This window comes from Rathayibacter sp. AY2B5, assembly GCF_002931645.1.
In the GTDB taxonomy this organism is placed as follows: Bacteria; Actinomycetota; Actinomycetes; order Actinomycetales; family Microbacteriaceae; genus Rathayibacter.
Genome location: NZ_PSUE01000001.1, coordinates 246,968 through 262,613 on the forward strand (window position 1 = coordinate 246,968; position 15,646 = coordinate 262,613).

A 15,646-nucleotide genomic window follows, 5' to 3' on the forward strand; every position below is an offset into this window, starting at 1 on the left:
GCGTCAGCGTCGGCGCCAGCAGCCGGTGAGGTGGTCGTCGACGACTCCGGCCGACTGCATCAGCGCGTACGCGGTGGTCGGTCCGACGAAGCGGAGCCCAGCGGCCTTCAGCGCTCGCGCGAGCGCCGTCGACCCGGGCGTCGTCGCAGGGACGTCGGCGGCTCGGACCACCCGGTCCTCGACGTCCGGATCGTGGAAGGACCACACGAGCTGGTCGAGCGCGCCCTCGCCTCTCTGCTCCAGGAGCGCGAGCACGGCCCGGGCGTTGTCCCGGGTGGCGATGATCTTCGCGCGGTTCCGGATGATGCCGCTGTCCTCCATCAGCCGCTCGACATCGGTGTCGTCGTACCGGGCGACGCGGGCCGGATCGAAGCCGTCGAAGGCCTCGCGGAACCTCGGCCGCTTGCGGAGGATCGTGATCCAGGAGAGGCCGGACTGGAACGCCTCGAGGGAGATCTTCTCGAACAGCGGGCGATCTCCGTGCAGCGGGGTGCCCCATTCCTCGTCGTGGTAGCGGCGGTACTCCGGATCCGCGCCGCTCCAGGCGCAGCGGACCAGGCCGTCCTCTCCCTCGACGAGTCCGTCGGCCGTGCTCATCGGTGGGGGATCCCCTCGTGATCGAGAAGCCAGGCTTTCGTGGCGACGCCCTCGCCCGCGCTGAAGCCGGTGATCCGTCCGTCGCTCGCGAGGACGCGGTGGCAGCCCACGATGATCGGCACCGGGTTCGCACCTACCGCTCCGCCGATCGGCCGGCCCGCCCGGGGGCGACCGGCGGCCGTGCCCAGTGCGCCGTAGGAGGTGATCTCCCCGAAGCCCAGAGCCTGGAGCCGCTGCCAGATCTCGAGCTGGAAGGGCGTGCCGCGCAGAGCGACCGGCAGATCGAAAGAGCGGCGGGTCCCGTCGAAGTACTCGTCCAGCTGCTCGACGGCCCGCAGGAGCACCGGGAGGTCCGACTCCGGGAGGTGCTCGTGCGGGAGCAGACCGGCCTGCTCGATGGCGAGCGAGACGATCGCATCGCCGTCGCTGCCCACTTCGATGCGGCCGAGGGGGCTCGTCGTCCGTCGGACGTGAAGGGGAGTCGTTCTCATGCGTCGAGAGTATCCGCGGGACTCCCCACCGACCGGCGGGAATCGGACACCGGTGCAGAACTCGGCCGATCGGTCCCTGTGGAGGGATTCCTGGGGGCCGGAGGGCGCCATCCGTGCGCCGGCGATTCGGTGTCGATGGGACCTCTCCCTCCACAGGCGGCGATCTCGAGATCCTTCCGATGATCCCGAGGGCCGTCGCTCCCGGCGGGTGCGAGGGTCGGCAGGATCGCAGCATGACCTCCTCAGCGATCTTCCTCCACCCCGCTCCCGCTTCGCGTGTCCCGGCCTCACCCGACGACGCCGCCCTGTTCCACGCCGCTCACGGGTCCCGGCGGGGTGCGGCCGAGGCGAGCCTCGTGCTCGTCCCGTTCCGGGCCGGCGCGCCGAGCGGCTCGCTCCGCTTCGAGCTGTCGGGGGCGGATCCGTCCCTGATCGCGCGGGCCAGCCTCGGTGCGCTCGGCCGGTTCGGGCGGGTGCAGCGAGCACTCGCGCTGGTGCATCCCGGCGAGGCGGGTCCGGAGTCGTGCGAGGGACTCGTCGCCGCCCTCGAGGAGCGTGCGCGCCGGCTCCCCGGCCTCGCCCTCCGCGTCGCCGTGCTCCCGTCGTCCGGCCGCGACGACGGGCTCGAGGCCGGCGACCGGGACGACCCGCGAGCGGTGGCCGCCGCGGTCGACCGTCTCCTCGACCGCCACCCGCGGGCCGAACTGCCCGACGTGCTGTTGCACGGCGTCGACGACCTCGTCCGGCGAGCTCTCACCGGTCCCGATCCCGAGGTCCGGCCTGCGGGCCTGGCTGCGCTCGTCGTGGCCGTGCAGCGCAGCCGCGGTGCGGACCGCGTGCTGCGGTCGGCGCGGAGCGGTGACCCCGGCGCGGCGGGAGCGCTCGCCCCGCTGCTCCGCCGTGCCGCCGTCGTCGCACCCGCGAGCGAGCGAGCCGGAGTGCTCGTCCTCCTCGCGCGGATCCTGGCCGGTGAGGGCCGTGCCGACGAGGCCGGACGGCTCGCCGACGAGGCCGTCGCTCTCGATCCGCACCACGCAGGTGCGCGCCGGGTCGCGGCCGCACTCGCCGCCGATCGGCGGGAGCGCGCCGCGTGAGGTCGCTAGAGCCGCGACCAGGCCTCGGTGAGAACGCTCCGGAGGATCTGCTCGATCTCGTCGAACTCGCGCGGGCCGATGGTGAGCGGCGGTGCGAGCTGCACGACGGGATCGCCTCGGTCGTCCGCCCGGCAGTACAGCCCCGCGTCAAAGAGCCCCTTCGAGAGGAATCCGCGCAGCAGCCGCTCCGACTCGTCCTCGTCGAACGTCTCCTTCGTCGCCTTGTCCTTCACCAGCTCGATGCCGAAGAAGTAGCCGTCGCCCCGGACGTCGCCGACGATCGGCAGGTCGAGCAGCTTCTCGAGCGTGGACCGGAAGACGGGCGAGTTCTCTCGCACGCGCTCGTTCAGGCCCTCCTCCTCGAAAATGTCGAGGTTCTCGAGCGCGACCGCGGCCGAGACGGGGTGGCCGCCGAAGGTGTAGCCGTGCGGGAAGACGACCTGACCGTGGCGGAAGGGCTCGTAGATCCGATCGCTGACGATCGTCGCGCCGATGGGGGAGTAGCCGCTGGTCATCCCCTTCGCGCAGGTGATCATGTCCGGCACGTAGCCGTACTCGTCGCAGGCGAACATGTGCCCGATACGGCCGAACGCGCAGATCACCTCATCGGACACCAGCAGCACGTCGTGCTTGTCGCAGATCTCGCGGACCCTCTGGAAGTACCCGGGAGGGGGCGGGAAGCAGCCGCCCGAGTTCTGCACGGGTTCCAGGAACACGGCGGCCACCGTGTCCGGCCCCTCGAACTCGATCATCTCCTCGATGCGGTTCGCCGCCCACAGGCCGAACGCCTCCAGGTCGTCGCCGTGCTCGGGAGCCCGGTAGAAGTTGGTGTTGGGGACACGGAAGCCGCCCGGCACCAGCGGTTCGAACATCGACTTCATCCCGGGGATGCCCGTGATCGCGAGCGCTCCCTGGGGAGTGCCGTGATACGCGACCGAGCGCGAGACGACCTTGTGCTTGCCCGGCTTGCCCTGCAGCTTCCAGTAGTGCTTGGCGAGCTTGAACGCCGTCTCCACCGCCTCGCCGCCGCCGGTCGAGAAGAAGACCCGGTTCAGGTCGCCCGGCGCGTGGTCGGCGAGCCGGTCGGCCAGCTCGATCGCCGAGGGGGTCGCGTAGGACCAGAGCGGGAAGAAGGAGAGCTCGGACGCCTGCTTCGCCGCGGCCTCCGCCAGTCGGCGCCGCCCGTGTCCCGCATTGACGACGAAGAGGCCGGACAGGCCGTCGAAGTACTTGCGCCCGGTGCTGTCCCAGATGTGGTGTCCCTCGCCGCGCGTGATGATCGGCACGCCCGCGCCCGAGTCCATCGTCGACTGACGGGTGAAGTGCATCCAGAGGTGGTCCTTCGCCTTCTTCTGCAGGGAGGCGTCGTCGGTCCCCCCAGGCGCGTCGGTCCCGCGGACGGGATCGCCCGACTCGAGGCCGGAGGTCGAGAAGGCTGTCTCGGTGGTCATCTTTTACCGCGTTCCCCAGTTGTAGAACTGCTTGTGGAGCTTCAGATAGACGAAGGTCTCGGTCGAGAGCACGCCGGGAAGCGACCGGATCTCCTGGTTGAGCAGGGCGATCAGATCGTCGTCGTTCTCGCACACGACCTCGGCGAGGATGTCGAAGGAGCCGGCCGTCAGCACGACGTAGTCGACGGCGGGGATGGAGGCGAGCCGGTCCGCGACGTCGCGGGTGTCGCCGGTGACGCGCACACCGATCATCGCCTGGCGGTAGAAGCCGAGCTGCATCGGATCCGTCACCGCGACGATCTGCATGACGCCCGACTCGGTGAGCTTCTGCACCCGCTGCCGGACGGCCGCCTCGCTCAGGCCCACGGCCTTGCCGATCTCGGCGTACGAGCGCCGACCGTCGGCCTGCAGCTGCTCGATGATCGCCTTCGACACCTCGTCGAGCTGGACAGGACGCTGAGAGGGCGGGCGAGACGGGGCCATGCGGCGATTCTGGCAGTCCACGGATGCCCGGGCAAGTGGATCCGCACGTCGGAGCTCGATCCGGCATCGGATCCGGTGGTCGGAGCGTCGACCCGTCTGCGCGACGGACATCGGGCGACAGCGATGGCGGCCGGCTCGGCGGAGGGCCGTCAGCGACTACCATCGGGAGGCGGCCGGGCACCCCTGGCGCCGGCGGTCACGGGCCGTCGGACCGGACGGCCGCGGGCCACGGGGATGCGAGGAGCAGCGATGACGCAGATCGGCCGCAGCCGCGCGTCCGTCACCGTCCCCGTCTCCGCCTGGAGCTCCGACGCACCCTCGGCCGAAGTCACCCTCGGCTGGGCCGCGCGCACCGAGACCGGCCACGTGCGCAGCGCGAACGAGGACAGCTACCTCGCCAAGAGCCCGCTCTTCGCTGTCGCCGACGGGATGGGCGGGCACGCGGCAGGAGAGGTCGCCAGCGACGCGGTCGTGTCGCGCCTGTCCACCGCGGCGCTCGGCGCGACCGTCGGAGCGGAGGAGATCGACCGGGCGCTTCGGGAGGCGGTCGGGGACATCGCCCGGCAGTCGCACACGGCCGACGTCGGCACCGGGACCACGGTCACCGGGATCGCGCTCACGGTGGTCGGAGGAGAGCCCTACTGGTCCGTCTTCAACATCGGCGACTCGCGCGTGTACCTGAGCGTCGCCGGGACCCTCGTGCAGCTCACCGTGGACCACTCCATCGTCCAGGAGCTGGTCGACGCGGGCCTGATCTCCCGCGACGAGGCCGACGTGCATCCGCACAGCAACGTGATCACCCGCGCGGTCGGCTTCCACGAGGCGCCCGTCCCCGACTACCGGCTCGTGCCCGTCCTCGCCGGATCGCGTCTGCTGATCTGCTCGGACGGACTCACGAAGGAGCTGACCGATGCCGGCGTCGGCCACCTGCTCAGCGGCACCGGCTCCGCTCAGGAGGCGGCCGACGCCCTGGTCGACGCCGCGCTGGACAACGGCGGGCGCGACAACGTCACCGTGATCGTCGTCGACGTCCTCGCGGTCACCGGCGACGAGGAGGCCGGCGCACCGGTCTGACGAGCAGCGCCCCGGCACGGGGCGGCCGCGGTCGTGGTGCCGCCGGACCGCCCGCACGCGCCGAACGGCCGTACGACGGTCCGGCGCCTGCCGGTTCGCGTCGGGTTCGGCCGGCTCGGGGCTCCCCGCGCCGGCGCTGGGTACGATGGTGAGCGGAAGGGCGTTCTCGGTGATCTGCAGCACGTGTGGCTCCAACCTCGCTCCCGGGGCGATCCTCTGCGGCGAGTGCGGTTCGTCGGTGGCGGCGCATGCCACGACGGGTGCGTCCCGCCCCTCGTCCTCCGGCGACACGACGGTCCTCGACCCGTCCCGCCGTGCCTGGCTGCCGGGCCTGGCCCCCGGCCGGCACCGGCGTCCCGCCCCCGGCGCACCGATGGCGCCGCCCTCGCAGGGGCTCGTGCGCCTCAGCTTCGCGACCGGGCAGCACGCGATCGTGACCGGCAACGGCCTGATCGGACGCCAGCCGCTCCCGGACCCCAACGAGACGTTCCGGCACATCCTCGCGATCCCGGATCCGTCGCGATCCCTCTCCAAGACCCACCTCGAGTTCGGCTTCGACGAGGGCGGGCTCTGGGTCAGGGACCGCTGGTCGGCCAACGGGTCCGTGCTGGTCGCACCGACCCAGGCGCCGCTCCCGCTCGAGGCCGGCCGCCGCTACCGCGCGAAGCTCGGCAGCCGGATCCTGCTCTCCTCCGTCGAGATGGCGGTCGAGCGCGTCGACGGGTCCGCCGGCGGCTCGGGACGCCCGCCCCTCACCCGCTGACGGCACGGCCTCCGGGGACCGAATCGGCGGTCGACACGGACTCCGGGTGCGGAATTCGTGACGATCATGTTTCCGGATGAGCGTTCTCCTCCGTTCGCCGTGACAGGCGGATGAGCGCTGTGCCAGTATTTCCCCACGTTCGGCCCCCGAGGCACGAGCCCCGACGCAGTCAGGAGCCCCCGCCATGACCCGTCCCCTCCCGAGGGATCCCGTCCTCCGCCGGGCCGTCGCCGCGGCACGCTCGCACGAGCGCGAGCGCCGGGCGGTCCTCTCGCGTCGGGCGGTCCTCGGCGGGATCGGCCTCGGAGCGGGTGCCCTCGCCCTGGCCGCCTGCGCCCCGCAGACCCGTGCCGCTCCGACCGCCGCCGCCGACGGATCGGCCGGCGACCCGCGCCTGGTGTGGGACAACTGGCCCGCCTACATGGACGAGGACGACGACGGGAACCACCCCACGCTCCAGGGCTTCGAGGAGCAGACGGGCATCGCGGTGACCTACAACGTCGCCGTCGACGACAACAACTCGTACTACGGCAAGGTGAAGGACCAGCTCGCGCTCGGGCAGTACATCGGCGCCGACACGGTCTGCCTGACGGAGTGGATGGTCTCGCGCCTGGTCCGCCGCGGCTACGTGCAGGAGCTCGACCACGCGAACATCCCGAACATCGCCAACCTCACCCCCTCGCTGGCGAACCCCGACTTCGATCCGGGCCGCCGGCTCTCCCTCCCGTACCAGGCGGGGTTCTCGGGCATCTGCTGGAACAGGGAGAAGCTGCCGAAGGGCCTCTCGAGCATCGAGGATCTGTGGGATCCGTCGCTCCGCGGCCGCGTCGGCGTGCTGAGCGAGATGCGCGACACGATCGGGCTCATCATGCTCGCTCAGGGGACGGACATCGCCGGCTCCTGGGGCGACGACGAGTACATGAACGCGATCGACGTCTTCCGCGAGCAGGTCGACGCCGGACAGATCCGCAACATCAAGGGGAACGCGTACCTCAACGACCTGCAGAACGAGGACACCCTCGCGGCGATCTGCTGGTCCGGCGACATCACCCTGATCAACGCCGAGGCCGGCGACAAGTGGGAGTTCGCCTTCCCCGACTCGGGCGGCGCACTCTGGAACGACACCTTCGTGGTCCCGATGGGCTCCGAGCGCAAGGCCAACGCCGAAGCCCTGATGAACTACTACTACGAGCCCGAGGTCGCCGCCGAGGTGGCCGCCTGGGTCAACTACATCACCCCCGTGGATGGAGCGAAGGACGTCATGGAGAGCATCGATCCGGAGCTGGCCGAGAACCAGCTGATCTTCCCCGACGAGGACACGCTCGCGCAGGCGCACGTGTTCCGGACCCTGACCGCCGCGGAGGAGAAGGAGTACCAGGCCGAGTTCCAGAAGGTGCTCCTGGGCATCTGATGGCAATCGGGACCTTCGCCGAGAGCGGCGCCGACCTCCAGCTGGTCGGGATCAGCAAGCAGTACCCGGGCTTCACGGCCATCGACTCCCTGGACCTCACCATCCCGGCGGGCTCCTTCTTCGCCCTGCTGGGCCCCTCGGGCTGCGGCAAGACGACGACGCTGCGCCTGGTCGCCGGGCTCGAGGAGCCCTCCGCCGGCCGGATCCTCATCGGCGGGCGGGACGTCACCGAGACGAAGACGTACCAGCGGCCCGTCAACACCGTGTTCCAGTCGTACGCGCTGTTCCCGCACATGTCGATCCTCGAGAACGTCGCCTTCGGCCTGAAGCGGCGGAGGATCGCCGACCCCGTCGGCAAGGCGCACGAGGCGCTCCGCCTGGTCGAGCTCGACCACCTCGCCCAGCGCCGCCCCGCGCAGCTCTCCGGTGGTCAGCAGCAGCGGGTCGCCCTCGCGCGCGCCCTCGTCAACCGGCCCGCCCTGCTCCTGCTCGACGAGCCGCTCGGCGCCCTCGACCTCAAGCTCCGCCGGCAGATGCAGCTGGAGCTCAAGTCGATCCAGGAGGAGGTGGGCCTCACCTTCCTCCACGTCACGCACGACCAGGAGGAGGCCATGACGATGGCCGACACCGTCGCGGTGATGAACAAGGGCAGGATCGAGCAGATGGGCGCGCCGGAGGAGCTCTACGAGCTCCCGCGCACCGCGTTCGTCGCGAACTTCCTCGGCCAGTCCAACCTCTTCACGGGCGAGGTGGTCGGCAGCACCGACCGCGCACTCACCGTCGACGCGGGCGGGCACCGGATCGTCGTGCCCGTCGCCCGCTGCGCCCGCACGAGCGGGGAGATCACGGTCGGCGTCCGCCCCGAGAAGCTCCTGCTGCTGACGCAGGAGCCGCCGGCGGACTCCGGCCGGAACGTGCTCGGGCCCGGTCGCGTGGTCGACGTCTCCTTCAGCGGGGTCAGCACCCAGTACACGATCCGGATGCCGGGCCTGGGCCCGGTGGTCGTCTTCGCGCAGAACATGGTCTTCGGGCCGGTCGTCGGCGAGGGAGCGGAGGTGTGGGTCGGCTTCAGCACCGAGCACGGCTTCGGACTCGCGGACGAACCGGGCTCGGTCCCGCGCTTCGAGGCGGACGACTCCACCAGCGCCATCGCCGTGCAGCGCCGGGGGCTCCTGGCCGGTCGCAGCGGGGGAGCGTAGGCATGGCCTTCGCCGCCTTCGCCACGGGGCAGGCGGATCCTCAGGACGCTCCGGTCCGCCGGCGGTCGACGATCGCGCTGGTCCTGCTGCTGCCGGGCATCGCCTACATGCTGCTGTTCTTCCTGGCGCCGCTCATCTCGCTCGTGCTCACCTCCTTCCAGGCCGAGGTGCCGGACGGGGACATCGGCGAGTACGCCCCCGGCTTCGCCTGGCAGAACTACCTCGTGGTGATGGGCGACTACTGGCCGCACGTGCTCCGCTCCTTCGGCTACGCGCTGATCGCGACGGTGCTCGCGCTGGTGATCAGCTACCCGCTGGCCTACTTCATCGGAGTGAAGGCGCGGCCCTGGCCGCTGCTGCAGAACCTGCTCCTGACGCTGGTGATCGCGCCCTTCTTCATCAGCTTCCTGCTCCGGACGCTGGCGTGGAAGCAGATCCTCGCGGACGAGAGCCCGCTCGTGCAGGCGCTCAAGGCCGTGGCGGTCCTGCCGAGCGACGGCCACCTCACGGGGACGCCGATCGCCGTGATCTTCGGCATCACCTACAACTTCATCCCGTTCATGACGCTGCCGCTGTACACGACGCTCGAGCGCCTCGACGTGCGCTTCCTGGAGGCAGGGTCGGATCTCTACGCGCACCCCGCCTCCGTGTTCTGGAGCGTGACCGTCCCCCTGTCGATGCCGGGCATCGTCTCCGGCACGCTGCTGACGTTCATCCCGGCGGCGGGCGACTACATCAACGCGAGCCGGGACTTCCTCGGCTCGTCGCAGACCTCGATGGTGGGCAACGCGATCGAGGCGAACTTCCTCACGCTCGAGAACTACCCGGCGGCAGCCGCGCTCTCGATCGTGCTGATGGCCGTGATCCTGGTCATCGTCGGCTTCTACGTGAAGCGCAGTGGAACGGAGGACCTCCTGTGACCGCGACGGCCGACCGTCCGCTCGCGAGCGCCCAGGAGGCGCTCGGCGCGCCGCCCCCCGCCCCGGTCCGGGGCCGCCGCCGCTTCCGCGGCCTCGGGCTCGGCGTCTACACGGCGCTGGCGCTGCTCTTCCTGCTCATCCCGATCGGGTACACCTTCGTCTTCTCCTTCAACGACTCGGGGAAGAGCAACCTCGCCTGGCGCGGTTTCACCCTCGACAAGTGGGTGTCGGCCTGGACCAGTGAAGAGGTGATGACCGCCTTCGGGAACAGCCTGCTGGTCGGTGTGATCGCCACCGTGCTGGCCACTGCGCTCGGCACCATGATCGCCATCGCGCTCGTGCGGTTCCGCTTCCGGTTCCGGTCGGCGATCAGCCTGCTGCTGTTCCTCCCCATGGCGACTCCGGAGGTGGTGCTCGGAGCCGGCCTCGCCGCGCAGTTCCTCAGCGTGGGCGCCGAGAAGGGGCTGGTCACGATCGTGCTGGCGCACACGATGTTCTGCATCAGCTTCGTCGTGGTCACGGTGAAGGCGCGGGTGGCGAGCCTGGACCCGAAGCTGGAGGAGGCGGGACGCGACCTCTACGCGTCGCCGAACCAGGTCTTCTGGCGGATCACCTTCCCGCTGCTGCTGCCCGGCATCCTCGCCGCGGCGCTGCTCTCGTTCGCGCTGAGCTTCGACGACTTCATCATCACGAACTTCAACTCCGGATCGGTCACCACGTTCCCGAAGTACATCTACATCGCGGCGGCGCGCGGCATCCCGGCGGAGGCGAACGTCATCGCGTCGGCGGTGTTCGTCCTGGCGATCCTCGTGGTGGTGATCACGCAGGTCTCCGCGGCGGCCCGGGCGAAGCGCCTCGCGCGCGAGCAGTAGCTCAGGGTGTGCCGGGAGGTGCGGTCAGACGTAGGAGGCACGGATCGCGCCGACCGGGCGCCCGCCGCCCGACACGACCGGGTTCAGCCGCACCAGCACGTCGTTCGCCGCGGTCCGGTCCACCGCGTCCGCCTCGACCAGGAGCTTCAGCGCGACCACTGTCGCGGCGCGCAGGCTCCCGTCGAGGATCTTCAGGGCGACGGTGGTGCCGTCGGGCGAGGCCATCACGAGCACGCCCTCGGCGCCGAGCTTGGCGACCAGGCCCAGGCGCTCGATCACGACGGTGTTGTCCCGGCCCGGGCCGTCGATCGCCCACGCGTTCTCGAGGATCGCGGCCGTGAGGACGCCGGCCTGGCGGTAGAGGCCGAACGGTGAGGCGGGGGAGGAGGACACGATCCGCGAGACGCCCTTCGCCAGCGCGGTCAGAGGAAGGGCGTGCACGGGAGCTCCGCAGCCGTCGATCCCCGAGGCCACGACGCGCTCGCCGGTGAGGCGCTCGATCGTGTCGACGATGTGCTGCTGCAGCGGGTGCGTCCGCTCGAGGTAGTCCTCGGTGCTCCAGCCGTTCTGCACGCAGGCCAGCAGCATCGCCGCGTGCTTGCCCGAGCAGTTCATGTAGAGCGGGTCCGGAGTCGCGCCCGCCCGCAGCAGCTGAGCGCGGGTCCCGGAGTCGCCGGGCCAGTCGGCCGGGCACTGCAGGGCGGTGTGGTCCAGGCCGGCGCGGAAGAGCAGGTTCTGCACCAGCGCCACGTGCTGGGGGATGCCGGCGTGGCTCGCGGTGGCGATGACCGCCTCCGCGCCGTTCAGCTCGACTCCGGCGGTCATCACCGCGAGGGCCTGGAACGGCTTGAGGCAGGAGCGGGGGAAGACGGGAGCCGTCGGGGTGCCGAGGCTGCGGGCGACGCGGCCCTCGGAGTCGAGGAGGACGGCGGAGCCGGCGTGGCGCGACTCGACGAACCCGGATCGCTCGACGACGGCCAGCTCGACGGACTCGGCGACGGTGAAGGTTCCTGCTGGCATCCCCCCATCCTGCCCGATGCGCCGACCGGTCCCGCGCTCCCGGACACGCCGAAGGCCACCGGGGAGCGCCTCGGCGCCCGCGGTGGCCTTCGGAGGATCGCGTCTAGAGGGTGGCGAACGCGTCGGCGATGACCGACACGGCGTCGTCGAGCAGCTCGTCGGTGAGGGCGAGGCTCGGCAGGAAGCGGACCACGTTGCCGTAGGTGCCGGCGCTCAGCACGAGGACCCCGTGCTGGGCGGCGTAGTCGATGATCGCCTGGACCGCGACGGCGTTCGGCTCCTTCGTGGTGCCGGCGGTGCCGGGCTGCACGAGCTCCATAGCCATCATCGCGCCGATTCCGCGGACGTCGCCGATGATGTCGTAGCGCTCCTGCAGGCCTCGCAGCGCCGCGCCCAGGCGGGCGCCGATCCGGTCGGCCTCGGCGAGGAGGCCCTCGCGCTCGATGCGCTCGAAGACCGCGACGGCGGCGGCGGCGGCGACGGGGTTCCCGCCGAAGGTGCCGCCCAGTCCGCCGGCCTGCGCCGAGTCCATGATCTCGGCGCGGCCCGTCACGCCCGCGAGCGGCAGGCCGCCGGCGATGCCCTTGGCCGAGAGGACGAGGTCGGGGACGAGGCCGAGGTGCTCGCTGGCGAACCAGGCGCCGGTGCGGGCCATGCCCGACTGGATCTCGTCGGCGACGAAGACGATGCCGTTGGCCGTGCACCACTCCTGCAGTGCCGGGAGGAAGCCGTCGGCGGGGACCATGAAGCCGCCCTCGCCCTGGATGGGCTCGGCGACGAGGCAGGCCAGGGCGGACGCGCCGACGGTCTTCTCGAGGTACGAGATCGCGCGCTGGGCGGCCTCGGCTCCCGACAGGCCGTCGTGGTACGGGTACGAGCTCGGCGCACGGTGGACGTCGCTGGCGAAGGGTCCGAAGCCCAGGCCGTAGGGCAGCGCCTTGAAGTTCATGGCCATCGTGAGGTTCGTGCGTCCGTGGTACGCGTGGTCGAGCACCGCGACGCCGGGGCGGCCGGTGTGCTTGCGCGCGATCTTGACGGCGTTCTCGACCGCCTCGGCACCGGAGTTGACCAGGACGGTCTTCTTGGCGAAGTCGCCGGGGGTGTGCTGGGCCAGCAGCTCCGCGACGCGGATGTAGGGCTCGTACGGAGTGACGGTGAAGAGGGTGTGCGTGAGGCGCGCGAGCTGCTCCGCGGCGGCCGCGACGACGGAGTCGTCGGTGTGCCCGATCGTCGTCACGCCGATGCCGGCGCCGAGGTCGATGAAGCTGTTGCCGTCGACGTCGACCAGGATCGCGCCGTGCGCGCGGTCGATGTAGACGGGGAGCGCGGTGCCGACGCCGGTGGGCACGACGGCGAGGCGGCGCTCGTGCAGGGCCCGGGATCGCGGCCCGGGGATCTCGGTCGCGACGCGCCGCTCCTGGGGGACTGCGGACGTGGGAACCTGGGGGGCGAGCGTGTCTGTCATGGTCCTCGGAGTCTACCCGCGGGGGTTCCGCGTCCAGAGGTCCAGACCGGCGCGACCGGCCTGATCCACCGCCGTCGAGGAGGAGCCCGATGAAGTCCGAGCACGAGTACGCGGTGTCCGTCGTCTGGGAGGGCGACCGGGGCACCGGCACGAGCGGCTACCGCGAGTACGGGCGCCAGCTGACCGTCACGGCGGAGGGCCCGGCGCCCATCCTCGCCTCGGCCGACACGCCCTTCCGGGGCGACGCCGACCGCTGGAACCCGGAGCAGCTGCTCCTCGCGGCGCTCGCGCAGTGCCACCTCCTCTCCTACCTGCACGTGGCGGTCAAGAACGGAGTCGTCGTCACCGGCTACACGGACGACGCGGTGGGCTCGATGCTGCAGGAGGGGGAGAGCGGCCGCTTCACCTCGGTGACCCTCCGGCCCCGCGTCACTGTCGCCGAGGAGTCGATGGTGGCGATCGCCCAGACGCTGCACGCCGAGGCCTCCCGGCTCTGCTTCATCGCCAACTCGGTGAACTTCCCCGTCGCCCACGAGCCGGAGGCGTCCGCGCGCTGAGGCTCAGCGGCGCTCGTGCGGGAGCGCCCGGCGGATGCGCTCGACCGTGGTCGTCGGTGGCGACTCGTTGTACGCACCGGCGAGCTCCTGCCCGGAGAGCGCGTGGACGGCCGCCATCACCTCGTCGGTGGCGTGGCGTCGGGCGCGGCCGGAGTCGGCGGAGCCGTGCCGCGAGAGGTCCAGCGGAGCCCCGAAGCGGACCGTGATCCGGTGCAGGCGCGGCACCCTCGTGCCCACCGGCTGGAGCTCCTGCGTGCCGATCATGCCGACGGGGACCACCGGCGCGCCCGTGGTGAGGGCGAGCCATGCCACTCCGGTGCGGCCCTTGTAGAGGCGCCCGTCGCGGGAGCGGGTGCCCTCGGGGTAGACGGCGAACGCCTCGTCCCGCTCGAGGATCGCCCGGCCGAGGTCCAGCGCCTCCTGAGCGGCCTGGCCGGCGCCGCGCTCGACCGCGACGGCTCCGACGCTCGTGAAGAACGCGCGCGAGAGGGCGCCCCGCACGCCGGTCCCCGTGAAGTAGTCCGACTTGGCCAGGAACTGCACCGGCCGCGGGGCGAGCAGCGTCAGCACCGGGGAGTCGATGAACGAGAGGTGGTTGGCCGCCAGGATCACGCGTCCCTCGGCCGGGACGTTGTCGCGCCCCTCCACGATCGGCCGGTAGACCAGCCGGCCGACGCCGCCGATGGACAGGCGCGCCAGACGCGCGGAGAGGCCGATCCCCGGGGGAGTCGGCCTCTCGTGGTCGTCGTCGATCCGCATTCCGACGAAGCTACCGGGGCGTCCATGCCGCTCCGGTCATGCGGCGGATCAGCCGAACTGGGCGAGCGCCTCCTCGATGACCGTCGCGGCGTCGTCGATGAGCTCCTCGCTGATGACCACGCTCGGCATGATCCGCAGCACGCTGTCCCAGCTGCCCGCGTCGAGGACGATCACGCCGTTCGTGGTGGCGTGCTTCAGGATCGCGGTGAGCGCCTCCGGGTACTGCTTCTTCGTGCCCGGGTGGACGAGCTCGACGCCCCACATCGCGCCCTTGCCGCGGACCTCGCCCACGACCGCGAAGCGCTCGGCCCAGTCGCCGATCCGCGCCTGCAGCAGGCGCTCGACCCGCTGCGCCTCCTCCAGCAGGCCCTCGGACTCGATCGCCTCGAACGTCGCGAGCGCCGCGGCGGTGGAGACGGGGTTGCCGCCGAACGTGCCGCCGATGCCGCCGGGCTGCACGGCGTCCATGATCTCGGCGCGGCCGGTGACGGCGGCGAGCGGGAAGCCGCCGGCGATGCCCTTGGCCGTCGTGATGAGGTCCGGGACCACGCCGTGGTGCTCGATGGAGTACCAGGTGCCGGTGCGGGCGATGCCGGCCTGGATCTCGTCCGCGACGAAGACGATGCCGTTCTCGGTGCAGAACTCGGACAGGCGGCGGAAGTAGCCCGGCGCCGGGATGATGATGCCGCCGTCGCCCTGGATCGGCTCGACGAAGAGCGCGGCCAGCTCCTGCGCGCCGATGTGGGTGGTGATGTAGTCGATGGTGCGCTCGGCCGCCTCCTCGCCCGTCATGCCCTCGGGGTCGCGGAACGGGTAGCTGATCGGGAGGCTGTAGATCTCGCCCGGGAAGGGGCCCATGCCCGCGCGCTCCGGCCAGGGGCGGTAGGTCATCGCCATCGTGAGGTTGGTGCGGCCGTGGAAGGCGTGGTCGAGCGTCGCGATGGCGCGGCGGCCGGTGAACTTCCGCGCGATCTTGACGGCGTTCTCGACCGCCTCCGCGCCGGAGTTGACCAGGATCGAGTGCTTCTCGAAGTCCCCGGGGGTGATCTCGGCGAGCTTCTCGGCGACCCGGACGTAGTTCTCGTACGGAGTGACGGTGAAGAGGGTGTGCGTCAGCTTCTCGGCCTGCGCGGCGGCCGCCGCGGCGACCGCGGGGTGCGCGTGGCCGATGGTGGTCACTCCGATGCCGCAGCCGAGGTCGATCAGGCGGTTGCCGTCGACGTCGACCAGGACCGCGCCCGACGCGTGGTCCATGTAGATGTTCGCGAGCGTCCCGGCGCCGCGGGAGACGCTGGCGACGCGGCGCTCCTGGAGGGCGACGGAGCGCGGGCCGGGGAGCTCGGTGACGAGCTCTCGGGACTGGGGGACCGAGAATTCACGCATGCCCCGATGGTAGGCCTGGGACCGTTCGAGGACCCGCACCCAGCGCGTTGCGAGGCGAGCCGTGCAGGATGGAGGCGATCCCCGAACGTCCACCGGCCGCCGCCGGT

At 71.5% G+C, this 15,646-nt stretch carries 16 protein-coding genes; 8 read left to right on the forward strand and 8 right to left on the reverse strand.

The window, feature by feature from the left end:
• Window positions 1-3 precede the first annotated feature (3 nt).
• Together C5C30_RS01080 and C5C30_RS01085 are read right to left on the reverse strand one after the other, a co-directional pair.
• On the reverse strand, window positions 4-597 hold the full coding sequence (locus tag C5C30_RS01080; protein ID WP_104333011.1) for a DNA-3-methyladenine glycosylase I: 594 nt from the start codon (window positions 595-597) through the stop codon (window positions 4-6).
• Entirely contained in the window at window positions 594-1,088 is a 495-nt protein-coding gene (locus tag C5C30_RS01085; protein WP_104223029.1) for a methylated-DNA--[protein]-cysteine S-methyltransferase, read from the reverse strand. The genes C5C30_RS01080 and C5C30_RS01085 overlap by 4 nt, the downstream gene beginning before the upstream one ends.
• 233 nt (window positions 1,089-1,321) lie before the next feature.
• Here C5C30_RS01085 and C5C30_RS01090 point away from each other — a divergent pair, with 233 nt between their 5' ends.
• Window positions 1,322-2,182 (forward strand): hypothetical protein, encoded by an 861-nt coding sequence (locus tag C5C30_RS01090; RefSeq protein ID WP_104333012.1) that lies wholly within the window; start codon window positions 1,322-1,324, stop codon window positions 2,180-2,182.
• Between the two features lie 5 nt (window positions 2,183-2,187).
• Here C5C30_RS01090 and C5C30_RS01095 read toward each other — a convergent pair whose 3' ends face one another.
• Together C5C30_RS01095 and C5C30_RS01100 are read right to left on the reverse strand one after the other, a co-directional pair.
• Complete coding sequence (locus tag C5C30_RS01095) at window positions 2,188-3,633, reverse strand: aspartate aminotransferase family protein (RefSeq protein WP_104262499.1); 1,446 nt, start codon at window positions 3,631-3,633, stop codon at window positions 2,188-2,190.
• Window positions 3,634-3,636: 3 nt separating this feature from the next.
• Window positions 3,637-4,116, reverse strand: coding sequence for an Lrp/AsnC family transcriptional regulator (locus C5C30_RS01100; protein WP_104223032.1), 480 nt, complete (start codon window positions 4,114-4,116; stop codon window positions 3,637-3,639).
• Between the two features lie 249 nt (window positions 4,117-4,365).
• Here C5C30_RS01100 and C5C30_RS01105 point away from each other — a divergent pair, with 249 nt between their 5' ends.
• The 6 genes from C5C30_RS01105 (at window position 4,366) to C5C30_RS01130 (ending at window position 10,355) form a co-directional block, all read left to right on the forward strand.
• A complete protein-coding gene (locus tag C5C30_RS01105) occupies window positions 4,366-5,190 on the forward strand; it encodes a PP2C family serine/threonine-protein phosphatase (protein ID WP_104225583.1) in 825 nt (274 codons plus the stop codon).
• Between the two features lie 238 nt (window positions 5,191-5,428).
• Window positions 5,429-5,953: a hypothetical protein gene (locus C5C30_RS01110; RefSeq protein ID WP_104223034.1), complete on the forward strand. Its 525-nt coding sequence runs from the start codon at window positions 5,429-5,431 to the stop codon at window positions 5,951-5,953.
• Window positions 5,954-6,137: 184 nt separating this feature from the next.
• Window positions 6,138-7,364 (forward strand): PotD/PotF family extracellular solute-binding protein, encoded by a 1,227-nt coding sequence (locus C5C30_RS01115; protein WP_104223035.1) that lies wholly within the window; start codon window positions 6,138-6,140, stop codon window positions 7,362-7,364.
• Entirely contained in the window at window positions 7,364-8,563 is a 1,200-nt protein-coding gene (locus C5C30_RS01120) for an ABC transporter ATP-binding protein (RefSeq protein ID WP_104223036.1), read from the forward strand. Before C5C30_RS01115 ends, C5C30_RS01120 begins: the two co-directional genes overlap by 1 nt.
• Window positions 8,564-8,565: 2 nt before the next feature.
• Window positions 8,566-9,483 carry an ABC transporter permease gene (locus C5C30_RS01125; RefSeq protein ID WP_104223037.1) on the forward strand — a complete coding sequence of 306 codons (918 nt, stop codon included), beginning with the start codon at window positions 8,566-8,568 and terminating at the stop codon, window positions 9,481-9,483.
• Window positions 9,484-9,599: 116 nt separating this feature from the next.
• Entirely contained in the window at window positions 9,600-10,355 is a 756-nt protein-coding gene (locus C5C30_RS01130) for an ABC transporter permease (protein WP_258060352.1), read from the forward strand.
• 24 nt (window positions 10,356-10,379) lie between these two features.
• On the opposite strand, the gene C5C30_RS01135 is transcribed toward C5C30_RS01130, so the two are convergent.
• Window positions 10,380-11,375: an asparaginase gene (locus tag C5C30_RS01135; protein WP_104223039.1), complete on the reverse strand. Its 996-nt coding sequence runs from the start codon at window positions 11,373-11,375 to the stop codon at window positions 10,380-10,382.
• Between the two features lie 103 nt (window positions 11,376-11,478).
• Complete coding sequence (gene gabT / locus C5C30_RS01140; RefSeq protein ID WP_104223040.1) at window positions 11,479-12,840, reverse strand: 4-aminobutyrate--2-oxoglutarate transaminase; 1,362 nt, start codon at window positions 12,838-12,840, stop codon at window positions 11,479-11,481.
• An 89-nt stretch (window positions 12,841-12,929) separates the two neighbouring features.
• On the opposite strand from gabT, the gene C5C30_RS01145 reads away from it, so the two are divergent.
• Window positions 12,930-13,397 carry an OsmC family protein gene (locus tag C5C30_RS01145; protein WP_104223041.1) on the forward strand — a complete coding sequence of 156 codons (468 nt, stop codon included), beginning with the start codon at window positions 12,930-12,932 and terminating at the stop codon, window positions 13,395-13,397.
• Between the two features lie 3 nt (window positions 13,398-13,400).
• On the opposite strand, the gene C5C30_RS01150 is transcribed toward C5C30_RS01145, so the two are convergent.
• The gene (locus C5C30_RS01150; protein WP_104223042.1) at window positions 13,401-14,156 is read right to left on the reverse strand and encodes a 1-acyl-sn-glycerol-3-phosphate acyltransferase; all 756 of its coding nucleotides are present in this window, start codon (window positions 14,154-14,156) and stop codon (window positions 13,401-13,403) included.
• Window positions 14,157-14,204: 48 nt separating this feature from the next.
• A complete protein-coding gene (locus tag C5C30_RS01155) occupies window positions 14,205-15,539 on the reverse strand; it encodes an aminotransferase class III-fold pyridoxal phosphate-dependent enzyme (protein ID WP_104223043.1) in 1,335 nt (444 codons plus the stop codon).
• Window positions 15,540-15,646: the final 107 nt, after the last annotated feature.

Bases quoted from the DNA above. Each gene is read 5' to 3' on its own strand.
- C5C30_RS01145 (WP_104223041.1), top strand. From the start codon at position 12,930: ATGAAGTCCGAGCACGAGTACGCGGTGTCCGTCGTCTGGGAGGGCGAC.
- gabT (WP_104223040.1), bottom strand. From the start codon at position 12,840: ATGACAGACACGCTCGCCCCCCAGGTTCCCACGTCCGCAGTCCCCCAG.
- C5C30_RS01120 (WP_104223036.1), top strand. From the start codon at position 7,364: ATGGCAATCGGGACCTTCGCCGAGAGCGGCGCCGACCTCCAGCTGGTC.
- C5C30_RS01095 (WP_104262499.1), bottom strand. From the start codon at position 3,633: ATGACCACCGAGACAGCCTTCTCGACCTCCGGCCTCGAGTCGGGCGAT.
- C5C30_RS01085 (WP_104223029.1), bottom strand. From the start codon at position 1,088: ATGAGAACGACTCCCCTTCACGTCCGACGGACGACGAGCCCCCTCGGC.
- C5C30_RS01105 (WP_104225583.1), top strand. From the start codon at position 4,366: ATGACGCAGATCGGCCGCAGCCGCGCGTCCGTCACCGTCCCCGTCTCC.
- C5C30_RS01155 (WP_104223043.1), bottom strand. From the start codon at position 15,539: ATGCGTGAATTCTCGGTCCCCCAGTCCCGAGAGCTCGTCACCGAGCTC.
- C5C30_RS01090 (WP_104333012.1), top strand. From the start codon at position 1,322: ATGACCTCCTCAGCGATCTTCCTCCACCCCGCTCCCGCTTCGCGTGTC.
- C5C30_RS01115 (WP_104223035.1), top strand. From the start codon at position 6,138: ATGACCCGTCCCCTCCCGAGGGATCCCGTCCTCCGCCGGGCCGTCGCC.
- C5C30_RS01135 (WP_104223039.1), bottom strand. From the start codon at position 11,375: ATGCCAGCAGGAACCTTCACCGTCGCCGAGTCCGTCGAGCTGGCCGTC.
- C5C30_RS01125 (WP_104223037.1), top strand. From the start codon at position 8,566: ATGGCCTTCGCCGCCTTCGCCACGGGGCAGGCGGATCCTCAGGACGCT.
- C5C30_RS01150 (WP_104223042.1), bottom strand. From the start codon at position 14,156: ATGCGGATCGACGACGACCACGAGAGGCCGACTCCCCCGGGGATCGGC.
- C5C30_RS01080 (WP_104333011.1), bottom strand. From the start codon at position 597: ATGAGCACGGCCGACGGACTCGTCGAGGGAGAGGACGGCCTGGTCCGC.
- C5C30_RS01100 (WP_104223032.1), bottom strand. From the start codon at position 4,116: ATGGCCCCGTCTCGCCCGCCCTCTCAGCGTCCTGTCCAGCTCGACGAG.